Genomic DNA, 11,851 nt, shown 5'->3' with positions numbered 1-11,851 from the left:
ATGTACAATAAGGTATTTCTAGAAGTGGATGATAGAGGCATGGTATATAGGGAAATGCCAGGTAAAAATTTTGCACTTGGCCTGTTTGATGCAGGAGAAATTAATAAAAATATTACTTCTGTTAATGAGATCAAGGTGAATTTGAGAAATAAGAAGCTGGTTGTATTGGTACATGGGGAAGAAGTGTATGTGATGTCCATGACATTGCCTAAGGTAGGCAGAAAGAATATATACAGGATCATAGAAGAAGAAATTGAAAATAAATTTAAAAAAATGAATGATATAATGTTTTCTTATAGAATAATCAGGCACTTTAGACATAGCCTGGAAATAATGGTATTCTGTATGAACTATGACAGCAGGAAATTAATAGAAGAGTGTCATAGCGCGGGCTTTTGCGTTAAGGGAATAGTACCGGTTCAATTTTATATATGGGAAACTTACAGAAATAAAATAAAAAGTGAAAGTTATATATTTATATTGATGAGAAACGGGATTTTATATTTTATGGTATGCCATGAGAACAAAATGGTACTTAATAATGTATTTGAAAATATGAAAAAAAGTGACTTTTTTTATATTCTAAGACAATTTCAAATGAAATTAAATGTTCTACTGAACAATTTTAGATTTCAACGAATATTTTTTGTTGATTTTCCGTATACAGATATAATAGAAAAATTGTCCGATACATATTTTTGTGAAGATCTCTCGGATGGGGTGAAGAAAGATATGAAGAAAGAAGCATTAAAATATTCAGATAAGAGGTAGGTAAATGTGAAGGGTTTGTATTTTTTACCCAAGTGGTATGTTAAAAATTTAAGCACGCAAATGGGCAGAAGATTTAAATTTATTATTGTGCTGCTCTTGATAATAAATTTGCTGCTCGTCAATTTATTTATAGCAAATAAAAATAAATTGACTGCTTTAGAAGATAAATTAAGGAAAACTGCACCTGTGGAAAAGAATTTAGACTATGATGACAGGACGTTTAAATGCTTTTCAAACTTCTATGAGTGTGTGTGGAAGGAAAGAAATTTTAAAGATATAAGCATACATGACGGCAATGTGGACTTTAGTGTGGAGGACGAAAAAGATTGTTTTTCACTGGCTGGGGATATAGAAAAATCAAATAAATTCATAATAGAAGATTTGAAATGTCTGGGTACTGCAGGTGATCAAAAGAAAATTTGGCAGATTGGTTTAAGGTTGAAATAAAAATATAAACTTGTTTGAGGTGAAATGGCTGTGAGGAAAATGACAAATGGTGTATATGGAGTTATCATATTAATTCTGACCTTGAGTTGTATATTTTTTTTGTCAGAGAATTGTCTGCTTATTAAAAATTTGAATATTAAAAATTACAATTTTAAATTACAGGAAACAAAATCAGAGAAAAGCTTAAATAACGTAAATGCAATAAATTATGGAGATGTTTTGCAGAAGCTAGATAGCTTGGATGGGGTTCAGATACTGAATTTTACCAGGAGCAAAAATGGGAAAATAGCTGTTAAGCTTGAGATATCGGGGGATAAGGAAAAAATTGCAGATACTTTGAAAAAAATAAGGCAAAGGGATAATTTTTACAACATGGGTAATATTAAAATAGAGCAGGATAAATACAGCAATATAAAAGCAAAAATAGATGTTAATTTTACCTAAACACCATTATGGTGATTCTGGTGTAAATAGGTGCCCCAAGTTTGCAAATAATCACAAATTTTGATAAAATAGCATTGTCTGAGTATGACAATGTTATGTGAGGGAGTTAATACAATTATCCATAGATTGTATTGCATTATTAGGGGAGGAATTATAGTGTTTAAAGAGAGAATTGAAAAATTAAGAAAAGCTATGGATGGGAGAAACTTGGATGCTGTTTTGTTGATAGGTGATCCGAATAGAAATTATTTGAGCGGATTCACAGGAAATGAGAGCTTTTCACTTATAACACAGGAAAGGGCTTTTTTCATAACGGATTCGAGATTTACAGAACAGGCATCGCAGCAGGTAAAAGATTATGAAGTTTTAGAATATAATAAAGGTACGACTTTTGTAGACTTTTTGTCAGGTTTAGTAAAGAAAAATAATGTTAAGAAACTTGGGTTTGAAGAAAATATAGTTTCCTACAGCCAGTATGAGATTTTGAATGACAAATTGGGTTGTGAGCTTGTTCCTATGAAGGGAATGGTAGAGGAAATAAGAATAGTAAAAGATGATCATGAGCTGGAATTGATAGGAGAGGCGGCTGCTGTTGCGGACAGGGCATTTAAACATATGCTGGAGTTTATAAAGGCCGGAATGACAGAAAGAGAAGTGGGGCTTGAACTGGAATTTTATATGAAAAAATTGGGTGCAAGTGACTTGTCTTTCCCATCTATAGTTGCCTCAGGAGTTAGATCAAGTCTTCCTCACGGTCAAGCTACGGAAAAGGTTATAAATAAAGGTGAGTTTTTGACATTGGATTTCGGATGTGTCTACAGGGAATACTGCTCTGACATGACAAGGACAGTTGTAATAGGTAAGCCTTCTGAAAAAATGGTTGAGATATACAATATAGTACTAGAAGCTGAACAACTGGCTTTAAAGGCATATAAGCCGGGAGTTCCCGCAATAGAAGTGGATGCCGTTGCAAGAAACTATATAAGCAAAAAGGGATATGGGAAAAATTTTGGACACAGCTTGGGACATGGAGTCGGCAGAGAAATTCATGAGGCACCTATAATCGGCTATAGAAATAATAGAAAGTTGGGATCCGGTATGGTGGTAAGTGATGAACCTGGAATATATATACCGGGTTTTGGCGGAGTTAGAATAGAGGATCTACTTGTGGTAACTGAAAATGGTGGTAAGGCTTTGTCAAAATCGCCCAAGAATTTAATATGTGTTGATTAAGTCAAAGAATATTGATAATATTGTTATGGTTGAAGGGTGTTTAATGATATAATGTTAAATGGATAATGGATAGCTCTTTGTAAAGGGAACTAAGTTAAAATCATAATGGGTCGAATAAGAATGAGAAAGGGGTTAAAAAAACCGTTGTTTCAATGCTTAATTTTATGGTAATTGAAGTTGTAGGGTGGATTTTACATCCGAATTTACGTCCTTGGAGTGTGAGACCCAACGTGAATATAGCTCACAGCAGCTAGATTTCGGACACTATGAAGGGGAAAATAAGCTTAAATTGAATGTGAGCTTATATAACGGTAGCACGAGAAAATGATATCAGCAGGAGATTTAAGAAAAGGAACTACTTTTGAGCAAGATGGACAAGTATATACAGTAGTGGATTTCCTCCATGTAAAACCAGGTAAGGGAGCGGCATTTGTAAGGACAAAATTGAGAAATGTTATTACAGGAGCAGTTACTGAAACTACTTTTAATCCTACTGCAAAATTGCAGGAAGCAGTTATAGAGAGAAAAGAAATGCAGTATTTATATACAGATGGCCAGTTATATTATTTCATGGATCAGGAAACTTTTGAGCAAATTCCGCTGGAGTACGAGAAAGTGCAGGATGCTATAAAATTTCTAAAGGAAAATATGTTTGCTATAATAAAATTCTATAAGGGAGAGGCTTTTTCCGTAGAACCGCCAAATTTTGTAGAATTGAAAGTAACCCACGCTGAACCGGGAGTAAAAGGAAATACCGCTACTAACGTTTTAAAGCCAGCTACTGTGGAGACAGGTGCGGTTGTATCGGTTCCTATATTTGTAAATGAAGGTGAAACAATAAGAATTGATACGAGAACCGGAGAATACATGGAGAGAGTTTAGTAAATAATAAAAAGTAAATAATATTTTAGGAAGTGATGTTATGGAATCCATTAGATCTAAAGTATCTTATATCAGCGGGCTGATAGATGGATTGAAAATTGATGAAAGTACGAATGAGGGAAAAATTTTTTTGAAAATTTTGGATGTGCTTGAGAGTATGGCAGAGGAAATGGAAAATATGTCTGAGGCTCAAAAATATACAGAGGACTATATGGATGCCATAGATGAAAACTTAGCGTATTTACAAAATGATCTTTATGACGAAGATTATGAAGCATATAGAGGAGATATAGACGAGAGTTTTGAAGAAATCAGGTGTCCTAATTGCAATGATATTGTGTATGTAGACAAAGATATGCTGGGACAAAGGGAAAATGTAACCTGTCCTAATTGTCATACGAATATATCAATTGGCGATACTGACGCCGGCGGAGACAATAAAAAATAAATTGTGTAGATGAAGTGATCCTGTTAAGGTTTATAAACTTAACAGGATTTTTTATTTTATTTTTATTTATATGGAATAATTTTTTGGAAATAGAAATAGGAATTAATATAAAGGAAGGAGATGAGAGAGATATATACTAAAGAAATTTTAAATATTTTGCCTGAAAATTTGAAAACTGCCATTGGAGATTTGATAAAATCACCTTATTTGCAGGAAATAAGGATAAGGGTCAACAGGTCATTGATACTCCAGCTGGGCCTGAAGGAAATAATATGTGGATATATACCGAGGATAGAAGATCTTAAAGTGATAATTCAGAGAATGAGCAACTATTCCATATATGCCTTTGAAGAAGAGATCAAACAGGGGTATATCACTATCAAAGGCGGTCACAGAGTAGGAATATGTGGAAGATGCATTATTGAAAAGGGCGAAATTAAAACCATAAAGGATATAGCATCTATAAATATCAGGATATGCAGGGAAATTATTAATTGTTCTGATCCCATTATGAAATTTTTGGTTAAGGAAAACGAGGTAATAAATACCATAATAATATCGCCCCCTAAAAGCGGAAAAACAACTCTTATAAGGGATATTGTAAGAAATATATCAGGTGGTATGAGGAGTATAGGTCTTACGGGCAAGAAAATATGTGTGATAGATGAAAGAAGTGAAATAGGCGCATGTTTCAACGGTATACCCCAGATGAATCTGGGAATTAGAACTGATGTACTGGACGGGTGCCCTAAAAGCCAGGGCATGATCATGGCTATAAGGAGTATGTCGCCTGATGTTATAGCTTGTGATGAAATTGGAACTTATAAAGATGTGGAAAGTATATTGACGGCGTTGAATTCGGGAATAAGCCTGATAGTGACTATCCATGGCTATGGCATAGAGGATTTATATGCAAGACCGGTTTTCAAGGAGATAGTGGAAAATAAGATATTCAAGAGAGCCATAGTGCTCAGCAGTAGAAAGGGGTCTGGAACAGTAGAATATGTATATGATTTTACAAACAATTCTGTAATATGGAGGGGATGAAATGCTGAAGGTTTTGGGATGTATTATGATAATATTTGCCTCCACCGGGATGGGATTTATTTATGGAGAAGGTTTTAAAAAAAGAGTTAAACAATTAATGGAGATACAAAGGTGCATTAACCAGCTTCAAAATGAAATCATGTATACACATACCCCACTTCCAGCAGCTATTTTAAACACGGCATCAAAAAGCACTGATCCGGTTAAAAGTGTTTTTGAGGATATATCATCTATGCTCCATGACAATTCCGTTGACAATGTTTATGAGGCTTTTAAATGTGCATTTGAGTGTAAAAGAGAAAGTCTGAGTCTAAAAGATGAAGATATAGCTGCAGTATTGGATTTATCGAAAACTCTTGGAGAATCAGATATAGAAGGGCAGAAAAGCATGTTTTTGCTGACCCTGCACAATATAAAAAATCAGATTGAAGTTTCAAAAATTGCAGTAGACAAGAATTTGAAGATGTACAGGTGTCTTGGATTTTCACTGGGGGCTGTAATAGTTATAATCTCAGTCTAGATTGTAATATGTGCGTGTTTAAATAAATTCCACGGAGAAATGAGGGGAGAAAATCAAATGATGGACATAAGTTTAATTTTTAAAATAGCCGGGGTTGGAATAATTGTCATACTTATAAACAAAGTGCTGGAAGCCAGCGGCAAAGGTGATTATGCAGTGCTTACAAACCTTACGGGAATTTTAATTGTACTGATGATGGTAATAAATTTAGTAAGCAGGCTGTTTAATACCGTTAGAACCATGTTTCAGCTTTAGGAGAAAACTATGGAAATAATTAAGATAGCAGCTTTTGCCTTCATTGCGCTGTTTATAACTTTACTGTTTAAGGGAAAGAGAGATGACATAGCAGTATATATAAGTATAGCTGCTGGAGTTATCATATTCTTGTTCATGATAACAAAGATAACGGCCATACTTCAGTTTATTGAACAGCTGGCAGTTAAGGCAAATATAGATTTTGTTTATTTAACTACTGTGTTTAAAATACTTGCCATTGCATATCTGGCTTCCTTTTGCAGTGAAATATGTAAAGATGCAGGGCAGGGAAATTTAGGAGCAAAAGTTGAATTTGCAGGTAAAATTTTAATTTTAGTACTTGCAATTCCTATACTTATGGCTGTGTTACAGTCAATTTTAAAAATTATGTAGGTGTTAATATGAAAAATGTTATAGTGAGTTTACTTTTAATTTTATCTTTTAGTCTAATAATAGACTTTAATGTACAAGCTTTTGACACCAATAAGATAGATGTGAATACACAAAATAGTACCCAGCTTGAAAATACATCGGAAAATAAAGCCCAGGAACAGCAAATTGAAAATTTTTATAATTATATATCCAACATGAAGACGAAAAATGAAGTTTTGAAAGATCTGGATGCAAAAGATTATGTGAAGAATTTTATAAAAAGCGGAGATGGAAAAATATCTTTTAAAAAAATCATGAATTTATTGGTATCCTATGGCTTCAGGGAAGTGATAGCTTGTATAAAGCTTTTGGTACTCTTGATAGTAATAGCCCTTATTTGTGCACTGCTCACAAATTTACAGAGAGCCTTTAGCAGTGAGGGGTTATCCAATATAGCATACTTTGCCTGTTATTCACTTATTATAATAATAATGGCAAAGAGTTTTTATATAGGGGTGGATGTTGCAAGATCCGCCATAAAGGAAATGTCGGATTTTATGACGGCTCTCATACCGGTGCTTGTAACTTTGATAGCATCTGCAGGAGGCTTCGTGGAAGCGTCTATCATGGATCCAGTTATAATAGGTGCTATAACTATAAGTACAAATTTGTTCACAAATATTATAATACCGGTAATATCCATGTCTTTTGTACTTCAATTTGTAAATAACCTATCTTCAGAATACAAGATAGATAAACTTACTAAGCTTTTAAACCAATGTGCACTGTGGGCCCAGGGAATTATAATGACTGCATTTGTAGGCATTATGACCGTGAGAGGTATAACTTCTAAGAGTATTGATGAAGTTACTGCAAAGACTGCTAAATTTGCAGTGGATAATTTTGTACCGGTAGTCGGGAAAAGCCTCTCGGATGCAGTGGCCACTGTAGCTGGATATTCCTTTTTGTTAAAAAATGCACTGAGCAGTCTGGGGCTTCTTATAATCATTATGATATTGATTTTTCCCATAATCAAATTGATCATCATGATAGTCCTGTATAAGCTTACTGCAGCTCTCATAGAACCTATAAGCGATGGAAGATTGGTCAATTGTATAAATTCCGCAGGAGATTCTCTCGTCCTTATAATGGCCTGCTTGATATGTGTATCTGTAATGTTTTTTATAATGATAGCCATGCTGGCCTCGGCAGGAAAAGTTATGGTGTGAAAGAAGGTGGGATTACATGATTCAATCTTTGAGAGAGTGGCTTATCAGTGTATGCACTGCCGTATTTTTTATAATTGCAGTGGAGATGATTCTCCCGGATAACAGCATGAAGAAATATTGTAAATTTGTACTGGGGCTGATTCTGATTACGGTGTTTATAAATCCTATCATAAAAGTATTCAATAGGGATTTTAACATAAATAACTATACTGAAAAAACCATAGAGGAATTTGACAAGGAGCTTGGCAGCAAAAAATCTTCCAGTGAGTTTGATGAATATAAGCAAAAAGGTATATCGGATACTTTAAAAACTTTTGAGGTAAATTTACAGAGCAGCTGTGAGAAAAACCTCAAGGAAAAATATCCCGATGGAAATTATGAGGTTAAGGTTGGAGCCGGGTACGATGGGGAAAATAATGTGGTATATATAAAAAGCGTAGATGTAAAAATTAAAGAGGGGAATGTGGAAAAGGTAAAAAAGGTTGACGTAAGCGGTGAAACCGCATCCGTGGATAATCCAAGCTCTGAAAATACTGAGGAGGCATTGAAGATAAAAACTTATTTAAGCCAAGAATTAAATGTATCTAAAGATATTGTACATGTAAATTCTTAGTGGGGGGTAAATCTATGAATTTTAAAAATTGGTTAAACAAAATTACCAAAGATAACAATCACAAAAATCATAATGACAAAAAGAATATTGTAAATTTGGCAATAGTGTTTTTAGTTGGGGTGCTTATAGTTTCTTTTGTAAGCCTTTTTAGTGATTACAGCAAAGATACTTCAGGCAATAGTACCAGTAGTAATACTGCAGCGGGCAGCAGCAGTGGAAAAAACAGTGAGGATAAACAGGTTAAAACCCAGGGTGAAACTTCTCAAAATAGTTCTGATGATTATGAAAAGTCCATACAGGAAAACTTAAAAAGTACATTGGAACAGATAGATGGAGTGGGGAAGGTAGAAGTTATGATAAGTTTCGAAAGTGGAGAGGAACATGTGCCGGCAGTCAATATAAACGATTCAACCAATACTACGCAGGAAAAAGACAATGCAGGGGGAACAAGGAATACAACTCAGAAAAACAACGGAAGCACAGTGGTTACTACAAGTGATGGCAGTAAGTCGGAGCCGCTTATATTGAAAACTTATAATCCAAAAGTGCTTGGAGTATGTGTTGTAGCCGAAGGAGCAGAGAACAAGGTAACTGAACTCAGAATATCCAAAGCTGTAACTGACCTGTTTGGAATATCAGGGGATAAGGTAAATGTGTATCCAATGAAAAAATAGTATATAAATATACCTTCGTGCATATAATTTTTTTAGAAGGTAGATTAGGGGGGATTGAAAATGAATAAAAAGCAAGCTGTTATTATTGTAACTCTTTTGGCACTTATTATCTGCGTGGGGGTTGTTGCCACAAAATTAAATAGTCCCATAAATTATGTAAATGGAGTTGATAATGGTAGCGGCAAGAGTACAATATCTCTTAACAACAATAACAATGAGACCAAGAAGACATCTCAGACTCAATCTAAGTCCCAATTTTTTGAAGAAACGAAACTTACCAGGGATCAGAAAAATGCTGAGACTCTCCAAACTTTGAAAAGTCTTATAGATGATGCCAATGCATCCAAGGAAAACCGTGCAGATGCGGAAAAGAAATATACCGAGCTGGCAATGAATACAAACTATGAAATGAAAATAGAAAATATTCTGAAGAGCAAAGGGTATGAAGATGTCATATGCTCTATAGAAAATGACAAGGCCAGAATAATAGTTAAGGGAAAGGATAAACTGGCAGATAAGGATACAAGAGTAATAAAAGATGTGGTAATGAGTGTGTCCCATATTCAGGATGTGGAAATAGAAGTAAAACAGGGTTAGAGGGCTGTGAGGCATTACATAAAAATAAATAATTGTAAAAAAAATATTCCTTTGCTATAATATATATAACGTGGATCTTTCGATGGTGTGAAAATCTAGGAGGTGCAACAATGGAAGAAGATAAAAATAACGAAATAGATATGGGTATTGTGAAAATATCTGACGAAGTTGTAGGTGTAATTGCAGGCCTTGCTACTACTGAAATAGATGGAATAGTTGGAATGAGCGCCAGCCTCGTAGGCGGGATTACTCAAATACTGTCGGGTAAAAAAAATTTATCTAAGGGTGTTAAGGTAAATGTAAATGAAAATAGTGCAGCGATAGATTTATATGTAGTAGTAAAATATGGCGTCAGAATTCCGGATGTAGCAGTGAAAGTTCAAGAAAATGTGAAAAGGGCAGTTGAATCAATGACCGGCTTGGATGTTTCAGCTATAAATATACATGTTCAAAATGTTATGATCCCAAAAACAGAAGAAATCAATGATGATGTAGAAGAGTAAGATGGATAATGCACCCTCTATTTAGAGGGTGCATTATTTTATCCTAATAAACTTGAACTAGAATATCAGTTTAAGTATAATTGTATCTGAAATGACAATAATTATTTTTATAAGCTTCATCTAAGTAGGAGGAAAAAATGAACAGAAGAAAATCTAGGGAATTGGCCATGAAATTATTATTTCAGATGACTATAAATAGAGAGAAATCCGGCGGTATCATAACAAATTTAAAGGAAAATGTTACAGAAAAGGGAAAGAATTTAACGGATGACAGTGAGGAAGAATTTTATGGAGAAAAAATTGGTGATTTAAAAAATATGGACATAGAATATATAACGAGGGTCCTGGAAGGCATAGAGAAAAATATAGATACCATTGACAAAAAGATTGAAATGTATTTGAGAAAATGGAGGTTAAATAGATTATCCAAAGTGGATGTGGCAATTTTAAGGATTTGTACCTATGAATTTTTGTATGAAGACGGTATACCGGAAAAGGTATCTATAAATGAGGCCATAGAACTGGCTAAAAAATATTCCTCGAATAAATCTGCATCCTTTATAAATGGTGTGCTCGGGAATATGATTAAAGATCGATAAGTTGAGAGGTCATGTGATATGTATATTAAAACATTAACGGTATCCGATATTAACAAATACATAAAAAAAGCTTTTGACAGTGATTTTATACTTGCCAACTGTTCTATAAAGGGAGAAATCTCAAACTTCAAGTTTCACAGCAGCGGACATATGTATTTTTCATTGAAAGATGAATACAGTAGAATAAATTGTATTATGTTTAGAGATTCAGTTGTCAAGCTGGATTTTTTACCGGAAGACGGCATGAAAGTTATAGTAAAAGGGAGAATATCCGTCTATGAAAAAGAAGGAGAGTACCAGCTTTACTGCAGCGAGATGAAACCCGAGGGGAAGGGAGAACTGTATCTGGCTTTTGAAAAACTGAAATCTAAATTGGCTGCAGTGGGACTATTTGATGAGAATCATAAAAAGGAAATACCCTCTTATGCCTCGAAGATAGGAATTATAACTTCTCCTACAGGAGCTGCTGTAAGGGATATAATAAATGTTACCAGAAGAAGAAATAACAAGGTGGAACTTTTGATTTTTCCTTCACTGGTACAGGGAGTAAGGGCCAGCGAAAATGTAATAGAGGGCATTTGCAAATTTAATTCGATTGAAGATGTAGATCTTATAATTATAGCAAGAGGCGGGGGTTCCATAGAGGATCTATGGTGTTTCAACGATGAAAAACTGGCAAGGGCAATATATAATTCTGAAAAGCCCATAATAACAGGAATAGGGCATGAAATTGACTTTACCATAGCGGATTTTGTGTCGGATAGAAGGGCGCCAACTCCTTCTGCTGCCGCAGAAATTGCGGTATTTAATATGGATGAATTTCTGAAGAAATTGCTGAATTATAAGGATGCACTTTCCAGTTATATTGAAAATAGAATAGGAGTGGAAAAGGACAGATTAGCTCTTGTGAGAGGGAATTTGCGATCTTACAGTCCAATGATATATGTGATAAATCAGTATAATGTCATAGACAAGTTTAAGCAGATTCTTGATTTGAAAATAAATACTAGAATCAGTAAGGAAAGGGAGAAACTTGCCAAGATAAATTCCCTGCTTTCGGCCAACAACCCTTCAAATGTGCTGAATAGAGGATATTCCATAATAGAAGATGAGTGTAAAAATATAATAAATACTATAGATGAACTGGATAAAAAAGATAAAGTTAAGGTTATAATGAAAGATGGGAAAGGTAATTTTAAGTTTAACCGCATTTAAGA

17 protein-coding genes are annotated in these 11,851 nt (G+C 34.4%); all 17 read left to right on the top strand.

Annotated features, from left to right (window positions below; all coding sequences use genetic code 11):
• The 17 genes from AB8S09_RS01345 to xseA all read left to right on the top strand — a co-directional run bounded on the left by AB8S09_RS01345 (position 1) and on the right by xseA (position 11,849).
• Positions 1-771: a hypothetical protein gene (locus tag AB8S09_RS01345; protein ID WP_294181319.1), complete on the top strand. Its 771-nt coding sequence runs from the start codon at positions 1-3 to the stop codon at positions 769-771.
• 6 nt (positions 772-777) lie between these two features.
• Positions 778-1,218 (top strand): hypothetical protein, encoded by a 441-nt coding sequence (locus AB8S09_RS01340; protein ID WP_294181317.1) that lies wholly within the window; start codon positions 778-780, stop codon positions 1,216-1,218.
• Between the two features lie 30 nt (positions 1,219-1,248).
• Positions 1,249-1,662: a hypothetical protein gene (locus tag AB8S09_RS01335; protein ID WP_369868342.1), complete on the top strand. Its 414-nt coding sequence runs from the start codon at positions 1,249-1,251 to the stop codon at positions 1,660-1,662.
• Between the two features lie 156 nt (positions 1,663-1,818).
• The gene (locus tag AB8S09_RS01330; protein ID WP_369868341.1) at positions 1,819-2,895 is read left to right on the top strand and encodes a M24 family metallopeptidase; all 1,077 of its coding nucleotides are present in this window, start codon (positions 1,819-1,821) and stop codon (positions 2,893-2,895) included.
• A gap of 324 nt (positions 2,896-3,219) precedes the next feature.
• Positions 3,220-3,777 carry an elongation factor P gene (efp, locus tag AB8S09_RS01325; RefSeq protein ID WP_294181312.1) on the top strand — a complete coding sequence of 186 codons (558 nt, stop codon included), beginning with the start codon at positions 3,220-3,222 and terminating at the stop codon, positions 3,775-3,777.
• Positions 3,778-3,817: 40 nt separating this feature from the next.
• The gene (locus tag AB8S09_RS01320) at positions 3,818-4,225 is read left to right on the top strand and encodes a CD1247 N-terminal domain-containing protein (RefSeq protein WP_369868339.1); all 408 of its coding nucleotides are present in this window, start codon (positions 3,818-3,820) and stop codon (positions 4,223-4,225) included.
• A 129-nt stretch (positions 4,226-4,354) separates the two neighbouring features.
• Positions 4,355-5,272, top strand: a complete 918-nt coding sequence (spoIIIAA, locus tag AB8S09_RS01315) for a stage III sporulation protein AA (RefSeq protein ID WP_294181591.1) — start codon at positions 4,355-4,357, stop codon at positions 5,270-5,272.
• A gap of 1 nt (position 5,273) precedes the next feature.
• Positions 5,274-5,792: a stage III sporulation protein SpoIIIAB gene (spoIIIAB, locus tag AB8S09_RS01310; RefSeq protein WP_294181306.1), complete on the top strand. Its 519-nt coding sequence runs from the start codon at positions 5,274-5,276 to the stop codon at positions 5,790-5,792.
• A 57-nt stretch (positions 5,793-5,849) separates the two neighbouring features.
• The gene (spoIIIAC, locus tag AB8S09_RS01305) at positions 5,850-6,047 is read left to right on the top strand and encodes a stage III sporulation protein AC (RefSeq protein WP_294181305.1); all 198 of its coding nucleotides are present in this window, start codon (positions 5,850-5,852) and stop codon (positions 6,045-6,047) included.
• Between the two features lie 9 nt (positions 6,048-6,056).
• Positions 6,057-6,440, top strand: coding sequence for a stage III sporulation protein AD (spoIIIAD, locus tag AB8S09_RS01300; protein WP_294181304.1), 384 nt, complete (start codon positions 6,057-6,059; stop codon positions 6,438-6,440).
• A gap of 8 nt (positions 6,441-6,448) precedes the next feature.
• A complete protein-coding gene (gene spoIIIAE / locus AB8S09_RS01295) occupies positions 6,449-7,648 on the top strand; it encodes a stage III sporulation protein AE (protein ID WP_294181303.1) in 1,200 nt (399 codons plus the stop codon).
• Positions 7,649-7,664: 16 nt separating this feature from the next.
• Positions 7,665-8,261 (top strand): stage III sporulation protein AF, encoded by a 597-nt coding sequence (gene spoIIIAF / locus AB8S09_RS01290; protein WP_369868338.1) that lies wholly within the window; start codon positions 7,665-7,667, stop codon positions 8,259-8,261.
• Between the two features lie 14 nt (positions 8,262-8,275).
• A complete protein-coding gene (spoIIIAG, locus tag AB8S09_RS01285; protein WP_369868337.1) occupies positions 8,276-8,935 on the top strand; it encodes a stage III sporulation protein AG in 660 nt (219 codons plus the stop codon).
• Positions 8,936-8,995: 60 nt separating this feature from the next.
• On the top strand, positions 8,996-9,532 hold the full coding sequence (locus tag AB8S09_RS01280; RefSeq protein WP_294181298.1) for a SpoIIIAH-like family protein: 537 nt from the start codon (positions 8,996-8,998) through the stop codon (positions 9,530-9,532).
• Between the two features lie 110 nt (positions 9,533-9,642).
• Positions 9,643-10,035, top strand: a complete 393-nt coding sequence (locus tag AB8S09_RS01275; protein WP_294184025.1) for an Asp23/Gls24 family envelope stress response protein — start codon at positions 9,643-9,645, stop codon at positions 10,033-10,035.
• A gap of 137 nt (positions 10,036-10,172) precedes the next feature.
• Positions 10,173-10,634 (top strand): transcription antitermination factor NusB, encoded by a 462-nt coding sequence (gene nusB, locus AB8S09_RS01270; protein ID WP_294184023.1) that lies wholly within the window; start codon positions 10,173-10,175, stop codon positions 10,632-10,634.
• Positions 10,635-10,652: 18 nt separating this feature from the next.
• Entirely contained in the window at positions 10,653-11,849 is a 1,197-nt protein-coding gene (xseA, locus tag AB8S09_RS01265) for an exodeoxyribonuclease VII large subunit (protein ID WP_294184021.1), read from the top strand.
• The last annotated feature ends 2 nt before the right edge of the window (positions 11,850-11,851 follow it).

The organism is Clostridium lapidicellarium, assembly GCF_041224415.1.
GTDB lineage: Bacteria > Bacillota > Clostridia > Clostridiales > Clostridiaceae > Clostridium_B > Clostridium_B lapidicellarium.
Note: the sequence above shows the minus strand (reverse complement) of the source record. Positions and strands in the feature narration are given on the sequence as shown.

Excerpts from the sequence above, each read along its gene's own strand:
- AB8S09_RS01345 (WP_294181319.1), top strand. The coding sequence starts at position 1 with ATGTACAATAAGGTATTTCTAGAAGTGGATGATAGAGGCATGGTATAT.
- efp (WP_294181312.1), top strand. The coding sequence starts at position 3,220 with ATGATATCAGCAGGAGATTTAAGAAAAGGAACTACTTTTGAGCAAGAT.
- AB8S09_RS01320 (WP_369868339.1), top strand. The coding sequence starts at position 3,818 with ATGGAATCCATTAGATCTAAAGTATCTTATATCAGCGGGCTGATAGAT.
- spoIIIAB (WP_294181306.1), top strand. The coding sequence starts at position 5,274 with ATGCTGAAGGTTTTGGGATGTATTATGATAATATTTGCCTCCACCGGG.
- spoIIIAC (WP_294181305.1), top strand. The coding sequence starts at position 5,850 with ATGATGGACATAAGTTTAATTTTTAAAATAGCCGGGGTTGGAATAATT.
- spoIIIAD (WP_294181304.1), top strand. The coding sequence starts at position 6,057 with ATGGAAATAATTAAGATAGCAGCTTTTGCCTTCATTGCGCTGTTTATA.
- spoIIIAE (WP_294181303.1), top strand. The coding sequence starts at position 6,449 with ATGAAAAATGTTATAGTGAGTTTACTTTTAATTTTATCTTTTAGTCTA.
- spoIIIAF (WP_369868338.1), top strand. The coding sequence starts at position 7,665 with ATGATTCAATCTTTGAGAGAGTGGCTTATCAGTGTATGCACTGCCGTA.
- spoIIIAG (WP_369868337.1), top strand. The coding sequence starts at position 8,276 with ATGAATTTTAAAAATTGGTTAAACAAAATTACCAAAGATAACAATCAC.
- AB8S09_RS01280 (WP_294181298.1), top strand. The coding sequence starts at position 8,996 with ATGAATAAAAAGCAAGCTGTTATTATTGTAACTCTTTTGGCACTTATT.
- AB8S09_RS01275 (WP_294184025.1), top strand. The coding sequence starts at position 9,643 with ATGGAAGAAGATAAAAATAACGAAATAGATATGGGTATTGTGAAAATA.
- nusB (WP_294184023.1), top strand. The coding sequence starts at position 10,173 with ATGAACAGAAGAAAATCTAGGGAATTGGCCATGAAATTATTATTTCAG.
- xseA (WP_294184021.1), top strand. The coding sequence starts at position 10,653 with ATGTATATTAAAACATTAACGGTATCCGATATTAACAAATACATAAAA.